Here is a 23,710-nt window from a genome sequence, read left to right as displayed (position 1 = left end):
CGATGATGCGGGCGGTCGTTCTTTCGCTGGCCCTGGGCCTGGCCGCGCCTGCCTTTGGGCAGGATGCGGGCACCCTTGCCGATATCCGGGCCGAGCTGTCGCAGCTGTCGGCCGATCTGCAGGGCCTGCGATCCGAGCTGGTGACCTCGGGCGCGCCGGGGCTGCAGGCGGCGGGCGGTGCATCGGCGCTGGACCGGATGAACACGATGGAGGCGGCGCTGTCGCGCCTGACCGCGCGCGCCGAGGCGCTGGAAAACCGCATCAATCGCGTCGTCAGCGATGGCACCAACCGCCTGGGCGATCTGGAATTTCGCCTGTGTGAACTGGAACCGGGCTGCGACATTTCCACAATCGGCCAGACGCCCACCCTGGGCGGTGCGCCGGTCACGGCCGCGGCGGTCACCGCCCCGGCCCCCAATGCCACCGCGCCCGCCGCCGCGCCGTCGATGGCAATGAACGAACAGGCGGATTTCGACCGGGCCAAGGGGGTGCTCGGTCAAGGTGACTTTCGCGGCGCCGCTGACCTCTTTGCGACCTTTGCCCAAACCTACCCGGGCGGCCCGCTGACCGCCGAGGCGATGTTCCTGCGTGGCGAGGCGTTGCAGCAGGCGGGCGATCTTCCCGGTGCGGCCCGCGCCTGGCTTGAGGCCTTTTCGGCCGAGCCGCAGGGCCTGCGCGCCGCGGACAGCCTGCTGATGCTGGGCCGCTCGCTGGGTGATCTGGGCCAGCAGGTCGAGGCCTGCGCCACCCTGGCCGAGGTTGGCATCCGCTTTCCCGGCGCGCCGGCGGCGGGGCAGGCGGCATCCGCAATGCAGGGGCTGGGCTGCCAGTGACCGCGCCCAAGGTGCTGGAAGATCTGGCACAAGCGGCCTTTCCCCCCGACATGCCCGCGCGTGTCGGGGTTGCCGTTTCCGGCGGCGGCGATTCGATGGCGCTGTTGCAACTGTTGCACGCGACGGGCCGGTTTCAGCTTCAGGCCGTCACCGTCGATCATGGCCTGCGTCCCGAGGCGAAGGCCGAGGCCGATTTTGTCGCAAGCGCCTGCGCCCGGCTGGGGGTTAGCCATGCCACGCTGGGCTGGCAGGGGACGGCGGCGCGCGGCAATCTGATGGATCAGGCGCGCCGCGCGCGGCTGTCGCTGATCGGTGGCTGGGCGCGGGCGCAGGGTATCGCGCATGTCGCGCTGGGCCATACCGCCGACGATCAGGCGGAAACCTTTCTGATGCGCCTGTCGCGCGCCGCGGGGCTTGAAGGGTTGTCGGGCATGCGCCCCCGGTTTCAGGCCGAGGGCGTCACTTGGCACCGCCCGCTTCTGGACGCGACCCGCGCCGATCTGCGTGCCTGGCTTTCGGCGCGGGGTCTGCCGTGGGTTGACGACCCGTCGAACGACAACCCGCGCTTTGACCGCGTGAAGGCGCGCCGTGCCCTTGCCGCGCTGGCACCCCTGGGGATCGGGACGGACACGATCACGACCGTCGTGGGCCATCTGGCGCAAGCCGAGGCCACGCTTTGCGCCGACCTTGACCGGCTGGTCGCGGCCCATGTCACCGAGGTTGCGGGCGATCTGGTGATTGAGGCCGCGGCCTTTGGCCCCGGTGTCCACCCCGAGATGCGCCGCCGCCTGATCAATGCCGCGCTGATCTGGGTGTCGGGTGCCGACTATGCGCCCCGCGCGGCCAAGGTGGCCAGGCTTCTGGCCGATCTGCGCGACTGCACCCTGCACGGCTGCCGCGTGCTGGTCAGCCCCGGCCAGATCCGCATCACCCGCGAATCCCGCGCCGTGGCCGGCCTTCGCCTGCCCGCGGGCCAGATCTGGGACCGCTGGCAATTGGACGGCCCGGTCCGGCCGGGCCTGACCATCGCCGCGCTTGGCGCCGAGGGGCTGCGCCACTGCCCCGACTGGCGCGCCACGGGCCTGCCACGGGCCAGCCTGCTGGCCAGCCCCGCCATCTGGGCGGGCGCGCAGCTTGTGGCGGCGCCGCTTGCAGGGGCGGAAAACGGCTGGAAAGCGCAGATCGCATGCGGCAGTTTCCGCCGATCGCTATTCAGGCGTTGAACCTGCCCAACTAATCCCTATTTTCAGACCCAAAGGCGCGGACCTGCATCCGGCGCCGGCGAACTATTGGAGGTTTCCCCTTGGGTAACGCGCGCAATCTTGCCTTCTGGGCGGTGCTTTTCCTGCTCATCCTGGCGCTTTTCAATCTGTTTGGTGACGGGCAAAGCTCGGTCAATGCGCGCTCGACCAGCTATTCGGCCTTCATGGACCGGGTCGAGAAGGGTGAGGTCAAGAACGTCCGCCTGGATGGCGAGACGGTGACCTTCCAGGTCGCCGACGGCAGCACCTACACCACGATCAAGCCCGCATCCGACCCGATTGCCGAAAAGCTGATCGAAAGCGGGGTCGAGGTTTCGGTGGTCCGTCAGGAACAGTCGGGCTTCATGTCGCTGCTGGGGGTGTGGCTGCCGTTCCTGGTGCTGATCGGCATCTGGATCTTCTTCATGAACCGCATGCAGGGCGGCGGCAAGGGCGGCGCGATGGGCTTTGGCAAATCCAAGGCCAAGCTGCTGACCGAAAAGCAAGGCCGTGTGACCTTTGACGACGTGGCCGGTATCGATGAGGCCAAGGAAGAGCTGGAAGAAATCGTCGAATTCCTGCGCAATCCGCAGAAATTCAGCCGCCTGGGCGGCAAGATCCCGAAAGGCGCGCTGCTGGTCGGCCCGCCCGGCACGGGTAAGACCCTGTTGGCGCGCGCCATCGCGGGCGAGGCGGGTGTGCCGTTCTTCACCATCTCGGGGTCGGACTTCGTGGAAATGTTCGTGGGCGTGGGTGCAAGCCGCGTGCGCGACATGTTCGAACAGGCCAAGAAAAACGCCCCCTGCATCGTCTTCATCGATGAAATCGACGCCGTGGGCCGTGCGCGCGGCGTGGGCATCGGCGGCGGCAATGACGAACGCGAACAGACGCTGAACCAGCTGCTGGTCGAAATGGACGGCTTTGAGGCGAATGAGGGCATCATCATCATCGCCGCCACAAACCGCCGCGATGTGCTGGACCCGGCCCTGCTGCGTCCCGGCCGCTTTGACCGCCAGATCCATGTGCCCAACCCCGACATCAAGGGCCGCGAAAAGATCCTGTCGGTGCATGCCCGCAAGGTGCCGCTGGCCCCCGATGTCGACCTGCGCCTGATCGCGCGCGGTACGCCGGGCTTTTCGGGTGCCGATCTGATGAACCTGGTGAATGAAGCCGCGCTGATGGCGGCGCGCGTCGATCGCCGTCAGGTCACCATGGCCGATTTCGAAAACGCCAAGGACAAGGTGATGCTGGGGGTTGAGCGTCGGTCCATGGTGCTGACGCCCGAGCAGAAGGAAAAGACCGCCTATCATGAGGCCGGCCACGCCATCGTCGGCATGGCGCTGCCCAAATGCGACCCGGTCTACAAGGCCACCATCATCCCGCGCGGCGGCGCGCTGGGTATGGTCGTCAGCCTGCCCGAAATGGACCGGCTGAACATGCACAAGGATGAAGCCAAGCAGCGAATCACCATGACGATGGCGGGCAAGGCCGCCGAGATCATCAAATATGGTGAGGAAGGTGTGTCTAACGGCCCGGCAGGCGACATCCAGCAGGCCAGCGCCCTGGCGCGTGCCATGGTCATGCGCTGGGGCATGTCCGACAAGGTCGGCAATATCGACTATGCCGAGGCGCATGAGGGGTATTCCGGCAATGCCGGCGGCTTCTCGGTTTCGGCCCATACCAAGGAACTGATCGAGCAAGAGGTGAAGGACCTGATCGAGGAAGGCTATCAGCAGGCTCGCCAGATCCTTCTGGAACAGTCCGAACAGTTCGAACGTCTGGCCAAGGGCTTGCTGGAATATGAAACGCTGACCGGGGATGAGATCAAGAAGGTGATCGCGGGAACGCCGCTGGGTGGCGATGACGATGCCGAAGTGCCGCCCTCGGGCAGCCTGCCTTCGGTGACGGCGATCCCAAAGACCAAGCCCGCGGCGCCCAAGGGCGGTGACGTCGCCCCCGAGCCGTCGGCCTGATCCGGTGACGCGCCTGTCTGCCGTCCGGGGTATGGCCGCGCAGGGTGGTCGGTGGGACCCCGCCCTTTACGGTCGCTATGCATCGCTGCGGCTGCGGCCTGCGCGGGATCTGCTGGCGCGGGTGCCCGATGACCTGCCCGGTGGCAAGATCGTCGATCTGGGCTGCGGCAATGGCGCGGCGGGTCCGGCGATCGCGGATCGTTTCCCCGATCGCAAGATCATCGGCGTCGATGCCGCGCCCGCCATGCTGGCCGAGGCCGCGGCGACAGGTGCCTATCACCGCTGTGATCTGGCCGATGCGGTGGACTGGCGCCCGGGCAAGCCCCCGGCGCTGATCTTTGCCAATGGCCTGCTGCAATGGTTGCCCGATCATGACCGGCTGATCCCCGATCTTGCGGGTCGTCTGGCGCCCGGCGGGGTGCTGGCGCTGCAGATGTCGCGCCAGCACAATGCGCCCTCGCACAGGTTCTTGCGGGAATTTGCGGCGGAAATGTTCCCCGACCGGTTCGATTTCACCGGCTGGCAGCCCCCGGTTGCCGCCCCGATCGACTATTTGCGGATGCTGGTCCCGCTGGGGGCGGCGGATGTCTGGGAAACCGATTACCTTCAGCGCCTGCCCGCCGCGGAAACGGGGCACCCGGTGCGGCTGTTCACTGAACCCACCACGATGCGCCCCTTCCTGGACCTGCTGGCCCCGGATGAGGCGGCGGCCTTCCTGCACCGCTATGAAATGGCGCTTGGCGCGGCCTATCCGACCGAAGCCGATGGCAGCGTGATCTTTCCCTATCGGCGGATGTTCCTGACCCTGCGCGTCGGCGGCTGACCCGGGCGTCCCTGCGCGGCCCGGCGGGCAGGGCGTTTTCTGCCCTGTTGTGTCGCATTTCGGTTCGCCTTGGCCCATCGCCCGATTAGGCTGGGGCCAGCTGACGGAGGACTGGATGCAATCCGATATCGAAATCGCCCGCGCCGCCCAAAAACGCCCGATCGCCGAGATTGGCGCGAAACTGGGCATTCCCGAAGACGCGCTGATCCCCTATGGCCGCGACAAGGCCAAGGTCGATCGCGCCTTCATCGACGGGCTGGGGGGGCGGGCGGATGGCAAGCTGATCTTGGTGACCGCCATCAACCCCACGCCCGCGGGCGAAGGCAAGACCACCACCACCGTGGGTCTGGGCGATGCGTTGTCGCGGATCGGCAAACGAACCGCGATCTGCATCCGCGAGGCCAGCCTTGGCCCGAATTTCGGCATGAAGGGCGGCGCCGCGGGGGGCGGCTTTGCCCAGATCGTGCCGATGGAGGAGATGAACCTGCATTTCACCGGCGATTTCCACGCCATCACGGCGGCGCATAACCTGTTGTCGGCGATGATCGACAACCACATCTACTGGGGCAACGCGCTGGAGATTGACGAACGCCGGATCACCTGGCGCCGGGTGATGGACATGAACGACCGCGCGCTGCGCGACATCGTCGTGGGCTTGGGCGGCGTGTCCAACGGATTTGCCCGCCAGACCGGGTTTGACATCACCGTCGCCTCCGAGGTGATGGCGATCCTGTGCCTGGCGCGCGACCTGGCCGACCTGCAGGACCGGCTAGGGCGCATCGTCGTGGCCTATCGGCGCGACAAGACGCCGATCACCTGCGCCGATCTGAAGGCCGATGGCGCGATGACGGTGCTGCTGAAAGAGGCGATGCAGCCCAATCTGGTGCAGACGCTGGAACACACCCCGGCCTTCGTCCATGGCGGGCCGTTCGCCAATATCGCGCATGGCTGCAATTCGGTGATGGCCACGACGACCGCGCTGAAACTGGCGGATTACGTCGTGACCGAGGCGGGCTTTGGCGCCGATCTGGGGGCCGAGAAGTTCTTTGATATCAAATGCCGCAAGGCGGGGCTGACGCCGGCGGCGGCGGTGATCGTGGCCACGGTGCGCGCGATGAAGATGAACGGCGGCGTCGCCAAGGCGGATCTGGGCGCCGAAAACGTCGAAGCGGTGCAGAAGGGCTGTCCCAATCTTGGCCGCCACATCGCCAATACCAAGGGTTTCGGCGTCCCGGTCGTTGTGGCGATCAATCATTTCGCCACCGATACCGAGGCCGAGATCGCCGCGGTCAGGGACTATGTGGCGGGGCAGGGCGCCGAGGCTATCGTTTGTCGTCACTGGGCCGAAGGCGGCGCCGGGGCCGAGGATCTGGCGCGCAGGGTCGTGGCGCTGGCCGAAAGCGGGGCCGGGGCCTTTGCCCCGCTTTACCCCGATGACATGACCCTGTTCGACAAGATCGACACGATCGCGCGGCGCATCTACCACGCCGGCGAGGTCATCGCCGACAAGGCGATCCGCGATCAGCTGCGCGCCTGGGAGGCGGCGGGCTATGGCCATTTCCCGATCTGCATGGCCAAGACGCAATACAGCTTTTCCACCGATCCACAGCTGCGCGGCGCGCCCACCGGCCACACCCTGCCGATCCGCGAGGTGCGCCTGTCGGCGGGCGCAGGCTTCATCGTGGTGATCTGCGGCGAGATCATGACAATGCCGGGCCTGCCCCGCACCCCCGCCGCCGAAACGATCGGCCTTGGGCCGGATGGCGCGGTGATGGGCCTGTTCTAGGGCTTCCGGGCTTGAGCCTTGGCGCGATCCCTGCGATAGGGTCTGCACGAATGTGCAAGGCTTGGGGGCGCGGATGAAGGCACCGGAAACCATCGCCAGCATGGCAGAACTGCGCACGGAGATCGATGCGCTGGATGCCCGGCTTGTGGCGCTGCTGGCCACGCGCGCGCGGCTGATCGAACGCGCGGCGCAGATCAAACAGGGCGTGGGCCTTCCCGCGCGCATTGACGCCCGTGTGGAAGAGGTCGTGGCCCATGTCCGCGCCGTGGCCCAACGCGAAGGGCTGGACCCCGCCCAGGCCGAGGTGCTTTGGCGCCAGATCATCGAATGGGCGATCGTCCGCGAAGAACAGGTCTTGGGAAAAGGAGAGGAGGCATGACCGCCACCATCATCGACGGCAAGGCCTTTGCCGCGCGGGTGCGCGAAAAGGTCGGCGTCCATGCCGCGCGCCTGCACAGCGAACATGGCCTGATCCCGGGGCTGGCCGTGGTGCTGGTCGGCGAAGACCCGGCATCGGCGGTCTATGTCAAGAACAAGGGTATCCAGACCCAAGCCGCCGGGATGAATAGTTATGAACACAAGCTGCCCGCCGACACCACCGAACAGACGCTTCTGGCGCTGATTGCCCGGCTGAATGCCGACCCCGCGGTGCATGGCATTCTGGTGCAGCTGCCCTTGCCCGCGCATCTGAACGCCGATCTGGTGATCAACGCGATCGACCCGGCCAAGGATGTGGATGGATTCCACATCTCGAACGTGGGGCTTCTGGGCACGGGGCAAAAGGCGATGGTGCCCTGCACGCCGCTGGGCTGCCTGATGATGCTGCGTGACCATCTGGGCGATCTGAGCGGCATGAATGCGGTTGTCGTGGGCCGGTCCAACATCGTCGGCAAGCCGATGGCACAGTTGCTGCTGGGCGAAAGCTGCACGGTGACCATCGCCCACAGCCGCACCCGCGACCTGCCCGAGGTGTGCCGGCGCGCCGATATCCTTGTTGCCGCCGTCGGCCGCCCCGAGATGATCCCCGGCGATTGGGTCAAGCCCGGCGCCACGGTGATCGACGTGGGCATCAACCGGATCGAGCGCGACGGCAAATCCCGCCTGGTGGGTGATGTGCATTTCGCCTCGGCCGTGCAGGTGGCGGGGGCGATCACGCCGGTGCCCGGCGGTGTCGGGCCGATGACCATCGCCTGCCTGCTGGCCAATACCGTCACCGCCTGCTGCCGCGCGCATGGCCTGCCGGAACCCGAAGGCCTGACGGCCTGACCGGCTCAGGCAGGGTCCACCGGCACCATCGTTCCCTGCAGGACGGCGATCAGCTTGCGGCTGCCATCGGCGGCCTCGGCTGCGACCTCGGCGGTGACCACGCTCAGCCGTTTGCCCGCCTTGACGACCCGGCCCGTCGCGATCAGGTGCGTGCCGATCGCCGGGGCCAGCAGGTTGATCTTGATCTCGGCGGTCATCACCTCGCGCCCCTCGGGCATCAGGCTCAGGGCGGCATAGCCTGCGGCAGTATCGCCCAGGGCAAAGGTCAGCCCGGCATGGCCCGCGCCATGCTGCTGGCAGGCGGCCGGCAGGATCGGCGCGGTGATCTCGCACCGACCGGGTTCCAGCGCGCTGATCCGCGCGCCAAAGGTCTGCATCAGGCCCTGCCGGGCAAAGCTGTCGTGGATGCGCGCGGCAAGGGGCATGTCGGTCATCAAGGGTCCTCCCGGATGCAGTCTGGCCCGGCGCGGGGGGCGCTGGCAACAGGCAAAGCGGCCCCTATCCGCGCCGCGCGCGCGCCGGTCGGGGTAACGGCATCACCAGCGCCGCAGGCCCGGTCAGAACCGCCCGCGCCGTCGCCCCCATCAGGTCTTGCAGCGCGGGATCGGTGGCATCCAGCCCCCCGGTATAGGCCCCGAAAGCAGGCAGGATCACCCGTGCCCCATCCAGCAGGAATGCCGGCCGGCTTTGTCCGGCCAGACGCGCCTTCGGGTGGTAATGGCCCGAAATCTCGGCCCGCGCATCGGGCCGCGCAATATGGCGCAGCACCAACCCATCCAGGCGTAGCTCGGCCGCATTCCGCCCGCCCGGTGCGATGGGCGCAGGGTCGTGGTTTCCCTCGATCCAGATCCAGTCCCGCCCCGCCATCAGCCGCGCCAGCCATTCCGCCTCATCTTCGGGCAAGGCTACGGCGTCCAGATCGTCGAAACTGTCGCCAAGGCAGATGACGCAGGCGGCATCGGTCGCCCGAATTTCTGCCTCCAGCCGGTGCAGGGTCTCGCGCCCCTCATAGGGGGGCAATAGCGCGCCGCCGCGCCGGGCCATGCGCGCGGATTTGCCCAGATGCAGGTCCGACACGACCAGCACCCGCCGCGCCGCCCACCACAGCGCGCCCGATCCCCGCGCCTCCAGCGCCGCGCCGTGAAAGTCGAACCGATATCCCGCCATGCTGCCTTCGGCTTTGTCCAAATATCCTCGGGGGTGCGGGGGCAGACAGCCCCCGCGCGTCGCTTACCCTGAAAGCCCCGCTTCGGCCAGAAGCCGCTCGGCCTCGGCCGCCATCAGGCGCGCGCGTCCCGCGCCCTCGACCGGCACCTTGCCCACCTCCAGCAAAAGCGGCGCGGCCAGTGGCGGCAACCGATCCAGCCGCAGCGTGTCGATCCGCCCCTCTGTCCGCGCCAGCATGTCCTCGATACGCGAAAAATCCACCAGCCCGCGCATCGCCTCGTCCCGGGTGATGCGCAGCATCAGATGGCCGGGATCGTGGCGCAGCAATGTGTCATACAGGATGTCCGAGGAAAACGTCGCCTGCCGCCCGTTCTTGCGTTGACCCGGCAGGTTGCGTTGCATCAGCCCCGCAATCGTGGCCACCGTGCGGAAGGTGCGCTTCATCACCGCGTTGCCGGCCAGCCAACCCTCCAGCCCATCGCGCAAGCCATCGCCATCCAGCAGCGCCGCCGCATCCGTCACCGGCCCCAGTCCCCAGATCAGCGTGGCATAATCCGAGGCGACAAACCCCAGCGGCGCCAGCCCTGCCTGTTCCATCCGGCGGGTCAGCAACAGGCCCAGCGTCTGCATCGCATTGCGCCCCGCAAAGCCCCAGAAACAGGCATATTCGCGCCCGTCATGGGGAAAACTTTCGACCAGCATCCGCCCCGCCTCGGGCATGCGGCTGATCTGGCGCTGCAAGGCCAGCCAGGCGGCCGTATGCGCGGGCAGGGACGCGGCGGGGTCGTTCATCAGCCGCAGGATGCGCGCGGCCAGTTGCGTGGACGTGGCGAATTTCGTGCCCGAGAAGACGGCGACCTTCGGCACCCTGCCCGGCGCCCGCGACACCTCGACCACCATGTCGCGCAGGCCCTCATAGCGCACGATCTGGCCCCCCATCAGGAAGGTGTCGCCCGGTGTCAGGGTCGCGGCAAAGGCCTCCTCTACCTCTCCCAGCGCGGCGCCTCGGCCCGCCAGGCGCACCTTCAGCGTTTCGGTATCGACGATCGTGCCGATGTTCATGCGCAGATCGCGCGCCGCGCGCGGATCGCGCAGCTGCCAGCGGCCATCGCGCTGCATCAGCCGCCGCCACCGGTCATAGGCGCGCAGCGCATAGCCCCCCGTGGCGCAGAATTCCAGGCAGGCATCGAAATCGGCGCGGGTCAGGGCGGCATAGGGCCAGGCCCGGCGGACTTCGGAAAACAGCGCATCGGCCGCAAAGGGCCCGGCGCAGGCTGTCAGCAGGATATGCTGGCACAGCACGTCCAATGGCCCGGCGGGGCGTGGTTCGCCATCCAGATCACCTTCGGCGACGGCCTGCAGCGCGGCGATGCATTCCAGAACCTCGAAGCGGTTGGCCGGAACCAGACGCGCCTTGGACGGGGCGTTGTAGCTGTGATTGGCGCGCCCGATCCGCTGCACCAGGCGCTTGATGTTCCGGGGCGCGCCGATCTGGATCACCAGATCCACGTCGCCCCAATCGATCCCCAGATCCAGCGATCCGGTCGCCACCACCGCGCGCAGGCTGCCGGCGGCCATTGCCGCCTCGACCCGCGCGCGCGCCTCGCGCGCGAGGCTGCCGTGGTGGATGCCGATCGGCAGGCCATCGCTATTGGCCATCCACAGATCGTGAAAGAACAGCTCGGCCTGGGCGCGGGTGTTGTGAAAGATCACTGTGGTGCGATGGGCGCGGATCGCCGCCAGCACCTCGGCGATGGCATGGCGCCCGCCCCCGCCCGCCCAGGGCGGGGCGGCGCCCGACAGCATCGCGATATCCGGCGCGGGCCCCGGGTCGGCGCGCAGGATGGTGCAGCCACCCGGCGCCAGGAACCGGCCAAGCGCCTCGGGGTCTTCGACTGTCGCCGACAGGCCGACCCGCCGCAGCCCGGGCGCAAGGCTTTGCAGCCGCGCCAGACACAGCATCAGCTGATCGCCGCGTCTGCTTTCACCAAGGGCGTGGATCTCATCCACGATCACCCGCGCCAGCCCGGCGAACAGGCGCGGCGCGTCCTCATACGACAGCAATAGCGCCAAGCTTTCCGGCGTCGTCAGCAGGATCTGCGGCGGGTCAGCGCGCTGGCGTCGGCGCTGGGTGGTACCAGTGTCGCCGGTGCGATCCTCAACCCGGATCGGCAGACCCATCTCGGCCAGGGGCGTGGTCAGGTTGCGCCGGATGTCCGCAGCCAGGGCTTTCAGCGGCGAGATGTAAAGCGTGTGCAACCCCGGTCGTGGGTTGGCAGCCAACTCCGCCAGCGTGGGCAAAAACCCCGCCAGCGTCTTGCCGCCGCCCGTGGGCGCGATCAGCAGCGTCGCCGCATCGCGCGCGCGGTCCAGCATCGCCGCCTGATGCGGATGCAGCCCCCAGCCACGAGAGGCAAACCAGTCAGACAGGATCGGGGGCAGCGCGCGCATGGGGCCAAGATAGGCCCGCGCCGGCCTGCCGCAAGGGCCTGGCACGGCCTGTGGAAGCCTCCGGCGGGAGTATTTTTGCCAAGAAGAAGCCCAGGCAGGGGAAAGCGATCGCCGCTTCTTCTTGGCCCAAATACTCAAATGCCGACGCGGCCGCCGGGCGCGGCGGTCAGTGCTGGATCGCTTCCTCGCGCACGAACATGTTGGCCCAGGCGCGGTCAATCAGTTCGGGGGTCATCTGATAAGGGATGCCTTCGAATTCGCATATCGCGATCATCTGGTCGATCAGGAACACCGGCTGGTAATTTGCATAGACGTTGTCGATCGTGGGATATTTGGTCTTCAGCAGATAGATCAGCGCCGCTTCGTTCAGCGGCATTTTCTTTTTCTTCGCCACCAGCGCGAAGATCTTCAGGAAATCCTGCTGGCTGGGGCCGTCGATCTTGATCTTGAAGAAAATCCGGCGCAGCGCCGCCTTGTCGAAGATCTGATTGGGGTGGAAGTTGGTGGAAAAGATCACCAGCGTGTCGAAAGGCACCTCGAACTTTTCGCCCGATTGCAGGGCCAGGATGTCGCGGCTTTCCTCCAGCGGCACGATCCAGCGGTTGACGAGCTTTTGCGGCGGTTCCGCCTGGCGGCCAAGGTCGTCGACGATGAAGACCCCGCCTGAGGATTTCATCTGCAACGGCGCGGTATAGGTGCGTGCGGTGGGATTATAGGTCAGGTCGAGCATGTCGAGCGACAATTCGCCCCCGGTGATCACGGTGGGGCGTTCGCACAGCACATAGCGGTTGTCGAAGCGGTTGCCGGATTTGCGCAGGCTGTTGGGGTCATCCACCGATTCGGTCGCGGCGGAATGCACGATCGGATCGTAGACGGTGATCACCTGGCCGGCATATTCGACGGCGCGGGGGATGTAGATCTTGTCCCCCAGCGCATCGCGGATGCCGTTCGAGATGGAGGATTTGCCGTTGCCGGGCGGGCCATACATCAGGATCGACCGGCCCGAGGAAACCGCGGGGCCCAGCTGGTCCAGCAGCGTCGGCGGCAGGATCAGGTGCCCCATGGCCGAGGTCAGCTGATCGCGCGTCAGCTGGATGTTGCGGATCGACTGGCGCGTCGTCTGTTCGCGGTATTGCGCCAGCGGCACCGGCATGGCGCCGTAATATTCCGATTGCGACAGCGCATCGAGCGCGCGGGCCTTGCCCGCATCGGCCAGTTGATAGCCCATCTCGCCGCCGGAATTGGCGTGCAGCGTGCCGGTCGCCTCGACCAGGCGCTGGGCGCGGCACATGTCGATCAGTTCCTGCGTCAGGGTCAGCGGCAGCGCGATCAGGCGTGACAGGCCGGTGGCCGTGTCCATATTGGTGCGGAACATCGTCTTGAGCAGGATGTCGCGCATCATCACAACCGTCAGGCCGACCTCCTGCAGGGATTTGGCCGGCACCGGCGCCAATACGTTCGTTGCCATCACGTTCATTGCCTGCAGTCCCTCTTTCCGGCCGTTTCGGCCTGCTTGATGCCAGCCCCGCTGCAAGCTGCCGCGCCAATATGGCAAAATGAGGGAAAGCCCCAGGCGGGATGGGGATCAGGCCTGCAGACCCAGGGCGACCCAAGTCCACAGCGTTCCCACCAGCGCCAGGCCCAGCGGGAAATCGGCGCGCTGCCAGCTGACCCAATCGGGGGCGGCGGCGCGCACGGCCGGGATCGCGCGGAACAGGCGATGGGCGGCGAAGGCGCCCAGCAGGAAGGCCGCCAGCAACAGGAAGGCCGCTGACAGCGCCTCAAGCGGGAAGAACGGCGCGGCGGCGGCGGCGAATTTCGCATCGCCCATGCCGAAATGCGCGATCATGTTCAGGAAAACGCCGACGGCCAGAACCACCGGCACATGCGCCAGGCGCCAGGCCCAGACGTCAGGCGGCAGCAGGAAGGGTCCGGCCAGGACAAAGACCGCCAGAAGGGCCAGAACCGCCTTGTTGCGGATTTTCATGAACTTCAGGTCGGTCCAGATCACCCAGGCACAGATCGGGGTGATCAGGATCAGGAGGATCAGCGCCGATGTGGCGGGGGCCAGACCAAGCATCGCCGCCTAGCCCTTGGCCACGTTGGCATCCAGCGCGGCCAGCGCGCGGGCGGCTTCCTCAAAATGCTGCGGATGGGTGTCGACCGCCTCTTGCAGCAGGCCCTTGCCGATCGCCACATCGCCTTGCTTGATCGCCGACAGCGCCGCCGTGTACAGCAGCTGCGCGCGTTCGGTCTGGGACATGTCGATCACCGGCATGTCGTATTTGCGCTGCGCCGCGCGGGCCAGAACCAGGTTGTTCTTGGTCGTAAAGACCCGCGGATCATGCGTCAGCGCCTCGGCGAACAGCTTTTCCGCGCCCTTGGCATCGCCGCGCGTCAGTTTGGAAAAGCCCCAGTTGTTCAGCACGCCGCCCGGTTTCGTCGTCAGCCCCGCCGCGGTTTCATAGAAGGAATCGGCCTTGGCCCAGTTCTTGTTGGCATCGGCCACCATCGCCTCTAGGCGGTAGCGCTGATAGGTTTCATGCGTGGGCGGGATCTGGTTCAGCGTCGCTTCGGCGCCCTTCCAGTCATTGCCGCGGATCTGGGCATCGGCCAGTTGCACGCGATCTTCGTTGTCGCTGCCCGGCATCGCGATGACCTCGGCCCAGACGCGCGCGGCCTCGGCGGGGCGGCCAGCACGCACCAGCGATTTCGCCAGACCACGGCGCAGGTCGATCCGGTCGGGGTTTTCATCCGCGCTGCGCTTGAAATAGGCCACCGCCTCGTTCGGGTCGCCCACGGTCAGCATGATGTCGGACAGGTTCGTTTCGTCGATCGCGTTCACGCTTTTCATCGCGCGGGCGACATCGGCATCGTTCTTCTGACAGCCTGCCAGCGCAAGCACGCCGCCCGCAAGCAGCATGAAGAAAACAGGGTGGCGCATGTTTCTGCGTCCTTTTGCTCGTTGCCTCTGGATCGGGTTCAGCGTTTGGTCAGAAGAAGGTATTCACCCGCCCCCCGCCGCACCAGCGTGAAGTTCCGTTCCTCGGGAACACCATAGCCCGGATCGCCCCGATTGGCGAGCGCGAGGCGCAGGTTTTCCCGGATCGCGTCCGAATGGCCACTATCCAGCGCATAGGCGGTTTCAAAGACCTTCGCGGCCTCGGCCACCTCGCCCTTTTCCATCAGCACGACGCCAAGGTTGTTCCAGGCGGGCACAAAGTTGCGATCCTGTTCGATCGCGCGGCGCAGCAGCTGTTCGGCCTGGCCCAGCCGGCCCAGATGCAGGTTGGCCGACCCCACCGCGGACAGAACGTCGACATTCGCCCCCTGCTTGGCGGCAGCGCGGTAATAGGCCTTCAGCGCCAGTTCATATTCGCCCGCGGCCATCAGCCGGTGACCGACGGTCAGCCCATCCACCGCCTCGCCCCGGGCGGCGGTGCCAGGGGCATAGGGGCTGCCATCTTGCGGCGAAAGGCCGCCCGGGGAACAGGCGGCCAGCAACACGAACAGGGCGGCCAGGGTGCGGCCGGTGCGCAGAGGGGGCATGAAGGTCTAGAAGCTCATGGATTTGAAGTTTTCCATCATATCATGCACCGAGGGGCCGACAAGGATGATCAGAAGCGGCGGCACCGTGAACATCATCGTGCCCAGCGTCATCTTGGTGGGGATCTTGTTGGCGGCCTCTTCGGCGCGCATGATCCGCTTGTCGCGCATGTCGGCGGCGTAAAGCCGCAGTGCCTCGGCGATAGAGGTACCGAAGGTCTGCGACTGGATCATCACGGTCACGAAAGAGGCCACATCCGGCACGCCGGACCGTTCGCCAAAAGCGCGCAGCACCTGTGCCTTGTCCTTGCCGGCCTTGATTTCCTGGCTGACGGTTTCGAATTCCTCGGCCATCACGGGGTAGGATGTGCGCAGTTCCCTGGCCACCCGCAAGATCCCCTGATCCAGCGATTGCCCCGCCTCGACGCAGACCAGAAGCATGTCCAGCGCGTCGGGAAAGCCGTTCTGGATTTCGGCGGTGCGCGCGGCGATGCGCTGATCGACCCAGCGCCGCGGGCCGTAATAGCCCGCAACACCCGGGATCAGCACCCACAGGATCGCCTCGGTCTGGCTGAGCGAGCCACTGGCGTTCATCACGAAGGCATAGACCCCGCCCAGCGTCAGCATCCCAAGCCCAAGCCCGAACTGAATGGCGTGAAAGGTCCGCACGGCGCTGGCGCTGCGATAGCCGGCGCGCGTCATCCGCATGCGGGCGGCCGACATCTCTTGTTCGGTCTTGGGTTCCAGGAAGTTGGCATATTTGTCCAGCTTGTCCGAACCGCCGCCCAGGCGCAGGCTTGCCTTGGTGGTCTTGCCCGCCTTGTCGCGCCCGCGCAGCGCCGCGGCCCCGCCCGGCCCCTTGCGCCCTTCGCGCAGCCGGTCAAAGGGGTCGGCGCGCTTCTTCAGCAGCGCGGGCAGGGTCGCCAGCACCATCAGCAGACCCACGCCCCCCAGCGCGATCAGCGGGCCCATCGGCCCCAGGGCATTCGTCAGCGTCGCATTGAGCGATTGGACAAGTTCCATTTCCCGCCTCCTCAGACCTTGATCGTCGTCATGATCTTCATGAACAGCATGTTCACCCCCAGCAGCGCGAAAACGACGATCGCGGTCGGGATGAAGGCGGGTGTATCCTTGACCGCGTCGTAATAGTTCGGCGCGACGATCTGGATGATCACCAGAACCACGATCGGGAAGGCGGACAGGAAGATCCCCGACCAGCGCGGTTCGGCGGTGATCGCGCTGACCCGGCGGAACAGCCGGAAGCGCGCGCGGATCACCTTGGACAGGCCATCCAGGATCTCGGCCAGGTTGCCGCCCGATGTTTGCTGGATCGACACGGCCACCGCCAGGAAGCGCAGATCCTGCATGTCCATGCGTTCGGCCATGTCGCGCAGGCTGTCGGCGACGTTGCGGCCATAGGCGGCCTCATCGGCGATGATGCCGAATTCCGACCCCAGCGGGTCGGCCACCTCTTTCGCGACGATCTGGATCGCCGAGGAAAACGGATGGCCCACGCGCAGGCTGCGCACCATCAGTTCGACGGCTTCGGGCAATTGTTCCTCGGCCAGCTTGATCCGCTTGGAGGCCTTGCCGCTGACCCAGAAATAGACCGCGCCGACCCCCATGCCGACCGACAGCGCGATGCGCACCGCAAGCCCCGCCTGGCTGGCCAGCGTCAGCCCGACAAAGGCCACGCCCGACAAAAGCGCCATCACCCCGATCAGCGCCGCGGGGGAAAAGGCGATGTTGCCCTTGCGCGCCTTCTCCGCCAGCAGGGAATACAGCGGGATGCCCTTGGCATTCATGTGCTGGGTGGCTTCCTTGCGAAGCTGTTCCAGCACCTCTTCGCGCCGGCCGCCCTTGTCCAGCAGCGCCAGGCGGCGGTTGACCTTGTTGTTGAGCGAGATCGACTTGCCAAAGACCAGCAGGTAGATCCCTTCCACCAGCAGCAGGACCGCGACGAAGATCAGGCCGTAGATGATCGGGGTGGGGCTGATGATCATCGGGTTCAGCCCTCCACCGGCTCATAGATCGAGGCGGGCAGGTCATAGCCCCATTGCCGGAACCGGTCGGAAAAATGCGACCGCACCCCGGTTGCGGTGAAGCGGCCGATGATCTTGCCATCGGGCGCAAGGCCCAGCCGTTCGTAGCGGAAGATTTCCTGCATCGAGATTACATCGCCTTCCATCCCGGTGATCTCGGTGATCGAGGTCATCCGGCGCGACCCGTCCTGCAGGCGGCTGGCCTGCACGATCAGGTTGACGGCGCTGGCGATCTGGCTGCGGACCGCCTTGGTCGGCATTTCGATCCCCGACATGGCGATCATGTTTTCCAGACGGCTGATCCCGTCGCGGGCGCTGTTGGCGTGGATCGTGGTCATCGACCCGTCGTGGCCGGTGTTCATCGCCTGCAACATGTCGATCACTTCCTCGCCCCGGGTTTCGCCGACGATGATCCGGTCGGGGCGCATCCGCAGCGCGTTGCGCAGACAGTCGCGCGGGGTGACGGCGCCCTTGCCTTCCACGTTCGCGGGGCGGCTTTCCATCCGGCCGACATGGACCTGCTGCAGCTGAAGTTCCGCCGTATCCTCGATCGTCAGGATGCGTTCGGAATTGTCGATGAAGGACGACAGCGCGTTCAGCGTGGTGGTTTTCCCCGAACCCGTCCCGCCCGAAACAATCACGTTCAGCCGGGTGGAGACGGCGGCCTGCAGATAGGCGGCCATTTCCTCGGTAAAGGCACCAAAGCGCACCAGATCGTCGATGCCCAGCTTGTCCTTCTTGAATTTCCGGATGGAAACCAGGCTGCCATCCACCGCGATCGGCGGCACCATCGCGTTGAAACGCGACCCGTCGGCCAGACGCGCGTCGACATAGGGGTTGGATTCGTCCACCCGACGGCCCACGGCGGACACGATCTTGTCGATGATCCGCAGCAGGTGGCGTTCGTCCTTGAAGGTGATGTCGGTCAGCTGCAGCTTGCCGCCGCGTTCCACAAAGATCTGTTGTGGCCCGTTCACCAGAATGTCGCTGACGGTTTCGTCCTTCAGCAGCGGTTCCAGCGGGCCAAGGCCCATGACCTCATCATACAGTTCCTGGTTCAGCGTCTGGCGTTCGGTGGCGTTCAGCGCCACCGACATCTCGGCCATCGCCTCGCCCGCGATCGAGGCAATTTCCGCCTTCAGTTCGGTTTCCGAGGCGCGTTCCAGCGCGGACAGGTTCAGGTTTTCCAGAAGGCGGCGGTGCAGTTCCACCTTCAGCTCGCTCATCCGTTCCTTGCGCTTGCGCTCCTTGTCGAGGGCGGCGGCCTGGGCGGGCGCCTCGGCGGGGGCAACGGGGCGGCGTTGGAGCAGGGGCTTGTGCTCAACCGGGGCGACCGTGGCCTCGGGCCGGTCCGCGCCTGCAGGTTTCAGCGCCGGGCCCTTGGTCGGCTGCGCGGCCTTCTTGTAGCGCGAGAACATCGGGTCAGTCTCCTCAGGGGGCGGCGCTCTCGGCGACCTGGGTCAGGGCCAGCAGCGATTCGGCAAGTTTTTGCAGTTCCTTGCGCAGGGGCGCTTTTGCCGCCGTTTCGGCCAGCGGCAGGCCGTGGTCATTGGCCTGGGTGATCGGCTTGCCGCCATCGGGCAGCTGCACCTCGATCGAGATGTCCAGGCTTTCGGCCATCCGCTTGACGCGCGACTTGCCGGTCAGGTCGGTGAATTTCGGCGCGCGGTTCAGGATGAATCGCAGCTTTTCCGCCGGAAGCCCCTCGGCCTTCAGCGCGCGGATCATCCGCAGCGCATTTTGTGCCGACCGCATGTCAAGTTCCAGCAGGGCGAAATAGACCTTTGCCTGCTGCAGGACCGCCTCGGTCCATTGCACCACGGTCGAAGGCATGTCGATCACGACAAAGTCGAAATTGGCCCGTGCCATGTCGATGATGCGGTTCACATCCTCGCTGGTGACGATGTCCAGCGGCAGCATGTCGACCGGCGCGGTCAGCACATGCAGCCGGTCATTGAAGGTCAACAGCGCCTGCCGGAAGGATGAGGCGTCCATATGCGCCGTGTCCGACAGCAGTTCAAACACCACCTCGCGGCGCGGCAGGTCCAGATAGGTCGCGGTCGAGCCATACTGGAAATCGAAATCCAGCAGACAGACCCGCGGCGCGGGCGCCCCCTTCTTCTGTTCGCGCGCCAGCTCCCAGGCCAGGTTCACCGCAAAGGTCGTGGCGCCCACGCCGCCCGACAGGCCGTGCACCGGCAGCACCACGCCATCGCGCCCGCCGGTCGCCTTGAAGGTGGTATCGGCGGTTTCGCTGACATGGGGGGGCAACATGGCGGCGGGGGCATCGGCCTGGCCAAGCCGCTCGATCGCCTCATGCAGGGCGCCTTCGGGCAGGGGGTAGGGGACGAAATCATCCGCCCCCAGCCGCAGCAGCTGATGCAGGGCGATCGGGCTGACCTCTTCGGCGATCACGATCACCCGGATGCCCCGGTCCTTGGCGGTGGTGATCACCTCGGAAATCCGGGCCAGATCCGCTTCATCCTGGCTGTCCACGGCGACGGCCACGAATTCCAGCGAATCGGCATCGGGTTGCGACAGGAACTGAACCGCGTCGTCAAAGGTCAGGTCGCCCCAGCTTTCGCCAAGTTCGGCTTCCATATCCTCGATCAGAAGATCGAAATTCGCCACATCGCGCGAGATCGTGCAGGCCACGATCGGCGCGGGTTCGGGTTTCAGAACTGCTGCGGTACTCATAGCCTCACGTCCTTTTGCACGCGGATCCGGGTCGCCTTACCGATGATCATGCTTTTGCCATTCATCTGTCAGACCGATCCCGCCATCCGGGCACGACTCGGGGTCATGCCACTTTTGCCTAGGTTCAAGGTCGTCGGGAATCTTGGCGACATTGGGGCTATAATGTTCCAATTGTGCGATTTCGGTTTACGATTGAACGGAAACGGCGGCCTTTGTTTTCAAAAGGCCGCCGCGTTCGGTTCTGATTGTGACGCTGTGGTCGCTTAGCCGCCGGTGCCCGTCTGGATGACCGTATCGTTCAGCGTGTGCGCCGGCGCGGCGCTGCGCACATATTCGCGGAAGATCACGGCGGCATATTTGCCGTTCAGCACCATCGGGTGGCCTTTGACAAAGCCCGACACCTCGGTGACGGTGCGGCGGTTCCGTTCCTCGGGCGCCTGGGTGTAGACAAGGGGCTGCGTTTCGCCGAAGGAAACGACGGCCTCAAGCCGTGTGCGCGAAATGCCCTGGCTGGCCAGATAGGCCACCACCGCCTGCGCCCGGCGCAGGCCAAGCGCCTTGTTGTAGCTTTCCGATCCGACCAGATCGGTATGGCCATAGACGCGGAAGCGCACCTCGGGGAACTGCCGGATCCAGTCTGCCTGCTGGCGCAGGGCTGCCTGGGCCTGACCGTCCAGAACCGAGGAGTTGAAGGCAAAGGTCACGGTGTTGGGCACCTCGGCGGCAAAGCGGTTGGTCAGGTTGATCGCCAGATCGCGATCGCCGCTTTGCACCAGGGTGTTGTTCATCGTGGCATTGCCGAAGCCGCCGGTGTCAAGTTCGCTTCCCGCCTCGGAATAGAAACCGCGGGCGGCCGGTTCGCAGGCGGCCAGCGCCAGAACCGCCGCCGCGAGCATGAGATTGCGCATTGCTGGCCCCCTGTTCATCCGCTCACTCCATCACATAGCCGTAGGAGCCCGAGAAATCCTGCTTGGCCACTTCGGCGGCCGCGCCGGATTTCGGGCCGGTGCTGGCCGCGGCCTTGCCAAACAGGAACAGCTCCGCCTCGGTCGGCGGGCGGACCCGGTCGGTGGGCAAGGCCAACGCCTCGCCGCGCGTCGGCGAAACCAGATGCGGTGTCACGATGATCACCAGTTCCGATTGCTGGCGCTTGTAATCCGCCGAGCGGAACAGCGCGCCCAGAACCGGCACGTCGCCAAGCCACGGCACCTGCGCGTTCAGATCGTTGAAGCTGTCCTGCAGCAGGCCGGCGATGGCAAAGCTTTCGCCATCGCGCATTTCCACGGTGGTCTTGGTTTCGCGCCGCTTGAAGGCGTTGACCGAAAAGCCGCCCGACTGCAGGCTGACCGAGGTGTCGATTTCCGACACCGCCGCGGTGATCGCCAGGTTGATGATATCGCCATCCACCACGCGCGGAATGAACGACATTTCGACGCCGAAGGGCTTGTATTCAATCGAGATGCTGCCGTCATCGACCACCGGGATCGGGTATTCCCCGCCGGCCAGGAACTTGGCCTCCTGGCCCGACAGCGCGGTCAGGTTCGGTTCGGCCAGCGTGCGCACGACGCCCTTGGATTCCAGCGCCTCCAGCAGCACCGCGAATTCCAGGTTGCCCGAGGTGAACCCCAGCCCCAGCGCCCCGGTCGAGGTGGCTTTCACCGGGAAATTGCCATTGTCGAAGGAACTGGAAAGCGCCCCGTTCGAGGTATAGTTGCCCGTGCCCGACGCAACGCCCACATCCCCCGTCACCCCGCGCACCCCCAGCGAGGCCGACAGGTTCTTGGACACGGATCGCTGCATTTCGGCAAAGCGCACCTTCAGCATCACCTGCTGGGTGCCGCCCACCGTCATCAGGTTCGACACCCGGTCCGGGGCGTAACGTTGGGCCAGGTCCAGCGCGCGGTCCAGCTTGGCCGTCGACGAAACGGTGCCCGACAGCACGACCCCGTCGTTGGCGGTGCGCACCTCAATGGTCTCGCCGGGCAGGATCTGGCGCAGCCGTTCCTTGAATTCGCCGATGTCGGGGGTGACCTGCACCTCGACATTGGTGATCAGCTTGCCGTCGGCGCCCAGGATGGTCATCGTCGTACGGCCCGGCACCTTGCCCAGCACATAGATCGTGCGGTCCGACAGCGTGGTGATATCGGCAATGCCGGGGTTGGCGATCGACAGTTCCGCAAAGGGCTGGTCGCTTTCCACCACCACCGCGCGGTTCATCGGAACGTTCAGCGGGCTGGAAGCCGAGCCGGACATCACCCGCAGCGTTTCCGCCGCAACCGGCGCCGCCATGCCAAATGCCAGCGCGCTGCCCAAAAGCCCGGCCTGAATCAGATATTTCATACTCATTGTGATCCTGCCTCTCTGATCACGTCACATGGCGGATCTGCTGCCCGCCTTAGGAACTTTTGCCCGAAATTTTCCACACCATGCGCGAGTTGCGATATTTTTGCAAGAATCAACGCATTGCCGCAGGGCGTTCATGTGGAAATCCTGCAACAGGCCGGGTGTCGCCTGCCTGTCCCGCCAACGCTGTGCGCGGCGGGGCAGGGTCAGTTGGTGCAGGGGATCTGAACCTCGACGACATCGGCGCCCTTGCGGGTGCGGATGGTGCAGACCTTGGCGGCCTCGACCTTAACAACCTCGGGGGCGGTGACGCCCAGCAGCTGGTCGCGGTCAATCTCGATCGCGCCGATTTCACTGGTGTTCTGCATCCCCACCAGCGACAGCGTCAGCCGCCCCGTGGATTGCGCCAGCGTCAGCGCGGCGACCTGTTCGGGGGACACTTCGGCCGTGACGGTGCGCGCGATCCGGGTGGTTTCGCTACGGTCAGCATCGGCGCTTTGGTCCACGGCGATCAGGCGCAGGTTGGTGTCGATCAGCTTGGTGACCGGCTGGCCGTTGATCTGGCCCGACCAGTAGACATCGACATGATCGCCCGGACGCAAAAAGCCCGACACACCCGAGGCGACATCCACATTGATGGTAAAGGCGCGCATGTTGGCCGACAGCGCGGCGTGAATGCCCGCATCGGTGCCCGGCGCGGTGACCTTGCTTTCCAGGATCGGCTCAAAGGCTGCGAAAGACCGCAGCGCGGCGCGGGGGCGGGTTTCGGCGTCCACAAACACGGCGCGGGGGGCGTTCTGGGCGTCTTGCGCCACGGTGATCGCCTGATAGGCGCCTTCGGGCACCTTGCCGGCCTGAACCTTGATGACCTCCAGATCGTCGCGGGTAAAGCGTTCACCGTATTCCAGCGGGCGTTTGACCACCACCACATCGATCAGCTGCGGCGATTTTTGGCGCTCGCGCAGTAGATAGTCCCGTTCTGCCTGGGCGCGGGTGATCGTTTCCTGCGCCATGTAGACCGCGCCTCCTGCAAGGGCGATGCCTAGCGCCAGCACCAGCACAACAACCATACGCATCCGACTACTCCTTCCTCATACACCGCCAACCTGGCTGCGGCCCGGGGCATTTTCGCCTTCCTGAGCGCAAAAAGTGGCAACACCGTGGCGGATTTCCGCGGGAACTTTGAAGCGGCGGCGCGAATAAGTAAACCGGTTAAGGCCGGTGTGCCTGGCTGGGTTAGACTTCGCGCGCGCTCAGGTAGGTCGCGATGGCTTCGGACAGCGACGAAGTCCCTTCGAACAGCAGGCCAACGACCATCGCGCCGAAGCCCACCACAACTGCCGTCAGCAAGACCCAGTCAACCGTGACCGCGCCATCTTCGTCGTTCCAAATCGTCCACAGGGCAGCAAAACTGGTTTTCATCGCTAATCCTCATCAATCTCCCTGGGGGCTGCCGTCATCGGCCGCACTTGCGTCAGGTTGCCCCGGTATCTGGGCCAAATTCGGGCAGATTAGGGAAAATATTGGGTCGAGCAACGTGGC

22 protein-coding genes are annotated in these 23,710 nt (G+C 65.9%); 7 read left to right on the top strand and 15 right to left on the bottom strand.

Annotated elements, in window-relative coordinates:
• Window positions 1–5 precede the first annotated feature (5 nt).
• The 7 genes from ybgF (at window position 6) to folD (ending at window position 7,922) form a co-directional block, all read left to right on the top strand.
• The gene (ybgF, locus tag MXB90_RS01455; RefSeq protein ID WP_250040562.1) at window positions 6–833 is read left to right on the top strand and encodes a tol-pal system protein YbgF; all 828 of its coding nucleotides are present in this window, start codon (window positions 6–8) and stop codon (window positions 831–833) included.
• On the top strand, window positions 830–2,056 hold the full coding sequence (tilS, locus tag MXB90_RS01450; protein WP_250040105.1) for a tRNA lysidine(34) synthetase TilS: 1,227 nt from the start codon (window positions 830–832) through the stop codon (window positions 2,054–2,056). Before ybgF ends, tilS begins: the two co-directional genes overlap by 4 nt.
• An 80-nt stretch (window positions 2,057–2,136) precedes the next feature.
• Window positions 2,137–4,047 carry an ATP-dependent zinc metalloprotease FtsH gene (ftsH, locus tag MXB90_RS01445; RefSeq protein ID WP_250040102.1) on the top strand — a complete coding sequence of 637 codons (1,911 nt, stop codon included), beginning with the start codon at window positions 2,137–2,139 and terminating at the stop codon, window positions 4,045–4,047.
• A gap of 31 nt (window positions 4,048–4,078) precedes the next feature.
• Window positions 4,079–4,870 carry a methyltransferase domain-containing protein gene (locus MXB90_RS01440; protein WP_250040101.1) on the top strand — a complete coding sequence of 264 codons (792 nt, stop codon included), beginning with the start codon at window positions 4,079–4,081 and terminating at the stop codon, window positions 4,868–4,870.
• 115 nt (window positions 4,871–4,985) lie between these two features.
• Entirely contained in the window at window positions 4,986–6,656 is a 1,671-nt protein-coding gene (locus MXB90_RS01435) for a formate--tetrahydrofolate ligase (protein WP_250040100.1), read from the top strand.
• Between the two features lie 73 nt (window positions 6,657–6,729).
• Window positions 6,730–7,035: a chorismate mutase gene (locus MXB90_RS01430; protein WP_250040099.1), complete on the top strand. Its 306-nt coding sequence runs from the start codon at window positions 6,730–6,732 to the stop codon at window positions 7,033–7,035.
• Window positions 7,032–7,922 (top strand): bifunctional methylenetetrahydrofolate dehydrogenase/methenyltetrahydrofolate cyclohydrolase FolD, encoded by an 891-nt coding sequence (gene folD, locus MXB90_RS01425; RefSeq protein ID WP_250040098.1) that lies wholly within the window; start codon window positions 7,032–7,034, stop codon window positions 7,920–7,922. The genes MXB90_RS01430 and folD overlap by 4 nt, the downstream gene beginning before the upstream one ends.
• 5 nt (window positions 7,923–7,927) lie before the next feature.
• On the opposite strand, the gene MXB90_RS01420 is transcribed toward folD, so the two are convergent.
• From MXB90_RS01420 to MXB90_RS01350, 15 genes are all read right to left on the bottom strand, one after another.
• Window positions 7,928–8,356, bottom strand: a complete 429-nt coding sequence (locus MXB90_RS01420) for a PaaI family thioesterase (RefSeq protein WP_250040097.1) — start codon at window positions 8,354–8,356, stop codon at window positions 7,928–7,930.
• Between the two features lie 64 nt (window positions 8,357–8,420).
• On the bottom strand, window positions 8,421–9,089 hold the full coding sequence (gene pdeM, locus MXB90_RS01415; protein ID WP_250040095.1) for a ligase-associated DNA damage response endonuclease PdeM: 669 nt from the start codon (window positions 9,087–9,089) through the stop codon (window positions 8,421–8,423).
• Window positions 9,090–9,152: 63 nt separating this feature from the next.
• Window positions 9,153–11,540, bottom strand: coding sequence for a ligase-associated DNA damage response DEXH box helicase (locus tag MXB90_RS01410; protein WP_250040092.1), 2,388 nt, complete (start codon window positions 11,538–11,540; stop codon window positions 9,153–9,155).
• Between the two features lie 166 nt (window positions 11,541–11,706).
• Window positions 11,707–13,017 carry a P-loop NTPase family protein gene (locus MXB90_RS01405; protein ID WP_250040090.1) on the bottom strand — a complete coding sequence of 437 codons (1,311 nt, stop codon included), beginning with the start codon at window positions 13,015–13,017 and terminating at the stop codon, window positions 11,707–11,709.
• A gap of 108 nt (window positions 13,018–13,125) precedes the next feature.
• On the bottom strand, window positions 13,126–13,620 hold the full coding sequence (locus tag MXB90_RS01400; RefSeq protein WP_250040088.1) for a prepilin peptidase: 495 nt from the start codon (window positions 13,618–13,620) through the stop codon (window positions 13,126–13,128).
• 6 nt (window positions 13,621–13,626) lie between these two features.
• Window positions 13,627–14,484 carry a tetratricopeptide repeat protein gene (locus MXB90_RS01395; RefSeq protein WP_250040078.1) on the bottom strand — a complete coding sequence of 286 codons (858 nt, stop codon included), beginning with the start codon at window positions 14,482–14,484 and terminating at the stop codon, window positions 13,627–13,629.
• A gap of 38 nt (window positions 14,485–14,522) precedes the next feature.
• Entirely contained in the window at window positions 14,523–15,089 is a 567-nt protein-coding gene (locus MXB90_RS01390) for a tetratricopeptide repeat protein (protein WP_250040075.1), read from the bottom strand.
• A 6-nt stretch (window positions 15,090–15,095) separates the two neighbouring features.
• Window positions 15,096–16,109, bottom strand: a complete 1,014-nt coding sequence (locus tag MXB90_RS01385; protein WP_250040072.1) for a type II secretion system F family protein — start codon at window positions 16,107–16,109, stop codon at window positions 15,096–15,098.
• Between the two features lie 11 nt (window positions 16,110–16,120).
• Complete coding sequence (locus MXB90_RS01380; protein WP_250040070.1) at window positions 16,121–17,089, bottom strand: type II secretion system F family protein; 969 nt, start codon at window positions 17,087–17,089, stop codon at window positions 16,121–16,123.
• A 5-nt stretch (window positions 17,090–17,094) separates the two neighbouring features.
• A complete protein-coding gene (locus tag MXB90_RS01375) occupies window positions 17,095–18,546 on the bottom strand; it encodes a CpaF family protein (protein WP_250040068.1) in 1,452 nt (483 codons plus the stop codon).
• A 13-nt stretch (window positions 18,547–18,559) separates the two neighbouring features.
• On the bottom strand, window positions 18,560–19,825 hold the full coding sequence (locus MXB90_RS01370; protein ID WP_250040061.1) for an AAA family ATPase: 1,266 nt from the start codon (window positions 19,823–19,825) through the stop codon (window positions 18,560–18,562).
• A gap of 263 nt (window positions 19,826–20,088) precedes the next feature.
• Window positions 20,089–20,733 (bottom strand): OmpA family protein, encoded by a 645-nt coding sequence (locus tag MXB90_RS01365; RefSeq protein WP_250040060.1) that lies wholly within the window; start codon window positions 20,731–20,733, stop codon window positions 20,089–20,091.
• 22 nt (window positions 20,734–20,755) lie between these two features.
• Window positions 20,756–22,171, bottom strand: coding sequence for a type II and III secretion system protein family protein (locus MXB90_RS01360; protein WP_250040059.1), 1,416 nt, complete (start codon window positions 22,169–22,171; stop codon window positions 20,756–20,758).
• A gap of 203 nt (window positions 22,172–22,374) precedes the next feature.
• On the bottom strand, window positions 22,375–23,244 hold the full coding sequence (gene cpaB, locus MXB90_RS01355) for a Flp pilus assembly protein CpaB (protein ID WP_250040058.1): 870 nt from the start codon (window positions 23,242–23,244) through the stop codon (window positions 22,375–22,377).
• A gap of 160 nt (window positions 23,245–23,404) precedes the next feature.
• Complete coding sequence (locus MXB90_RS01350; RefSeq protein WP_250040056.1) at window positions 23,405–23,590, bottom strand: hypothetical protein; 186 nt, start codon at window positions 23,588–23,590, stop codon at window positions 23,405–23,407.
• Window positions 23,591–23,710 lie beyond the last annotated feature (120 nt).

Source organism: Phaeovulum molybdatiresistens (assembly GCF_023544865.1).
GTDB lineage: Bacteria > Pseudomonadota > Alphaproteobacteria > Rhodobacterales > Rhodobacteraceae > Pontitalea.
This window is presented reverse-complemented; position numbering and strand designations above follow the sequence as displayed.

Coding starts and splice junctions, on each gene's coding strand:
- ybgF (WP_250040562.1), top strand. CDS start 6: ATGCGGGCGGTCGTTCTTTCGCTGGCCCTGGGCCTGGCCGCGCCTGCC.
- MXB90_RS01440 (WP_250040101.1), top strand. CDS start 4,079: ATGGCCGCGCAGGGTGGTCGGTGGGACCCCGCCCTTTACGGTCGCTAT.
- MXB90_RS01435 (WP_250040100.1), top strand. CDS start 4,986: ATGCAATCCGATATCGAAATCGCCCGCGCCGCCCAAAAACGCCCGATC.
- MXB90_RS01430 (WP_250040099.1), top strand. CDS start 6,730: ATGAAGGCACCGGAAACCATCGCCAGCATGGCAGAACTGCGCACGGAG.
- folD (WP_250040098.1), top strand. CDS start 7,032: ATGACCGCCACCATCATCGACGGCAAGGCCTTTGCCGCGCGGGTGCGC.
- MXB90_RS01420 (WP_250040097.1), bottom strand. CDS start 8,356: ATGACCGACATGCCCCTTGCCGCGCGCATCCACGACAGCTTTGCCCGG.
- pdeM (WP_250040095.1), bottom strand. CDS start 9,089: ATGGCGGGATATCGGTTCGACTTTCACGGCGCGGCGCTGGAGGCGCGG.
- MXB90_RS01410 (WP_250040092.1), bottom strand. CDS start 11,540: ATGCGCGCGCTGCCCCCGATCCTGTCTGACTGGTTTGCCTCTCGTGGC.
- MXB90_RS01405 (WP_250040090.1), bottom strand. CDS start 13,017: ATGAACGTGATGGCAACGAACGTATTGGCGCCGGTGCCGGCCAAATCC.
- MXB90_RS01400 (WP_250040088.1), bottom strand. CDS start 13,620: ATGCTTGGTCTGGCCCCCGCCACATCGGCGCTGATCCTCCTGATCCTG.
- MXB90_RS01395 (WP_250040078.1), bottom strand. CDS start 14,484: ATGCGCCACCCTGTTTTCTTCATGCTGCTTGCGGGCGGCGTGCTTGCG.
- MXB90_RS01390 (WP_250040075.1), bottom strand. CDS start 15,089: ATGCCCCCTCTGCGCACCGGCCGCACCCTGGCCGCCCTGTTCGTGTTG.
- MXB90_RS01385 (WP_250040072.1), bottom strand. CDS start 16,109: ATGGAACTTGTCCAATCGCTCAATGCGACGCTGACGAATGCCCTGGGG.
- MXB90_RS01380 (WP_250040070.1), bottom strand. CDS start 17,089: ATGATCATCAGCCCCACCCCGATCATCTACGGCCTGATCTTCGTCGCG.
- MXB90_RS01375 (WP_250040068.1), bottom strand. CDS start 18,546: ATGTTCTCGCGCTACAAGAAGGCCGCGCAGCCGACCAAGGGCCCGGCG.
- MXB90_RS01370 (WP_250040061.1), bottom strand. CDS start 19,825: ATGAGTACCGCAGCAGTTCTGAAACCCGAACCCGCGCCGATCGTGGCC.
- MXB90_RS01365 (WP_250040060.1), bottom strand. CDS start 20,733: ATGCGCAATCTCATGCTCGCGGCGGCGGTTCTGGCGCTGGCCGCCTGC.
- MXB90_RS01360 (WP_250040059.1), bottom strand. CDS start 22,171: ATGAGTATGAAATATCTGATTCAGGCCGGGCTTTTGGGCAGCGCGCTG.
- cpaB (WP_250040058.1), bottom strand. CDS start 23,244: ATGCGTATGGTTGTTGTGCTGGTGCTGGCGCTAGGCATCGCCCTTGCA.
- MXB90_RS01350 (WP_250040056.1), bottom strand. CDS start 23,590: ATGAAAACCAGTTTTGCTGCCCTGTGGACGATTTGGAACGACGAAGAT.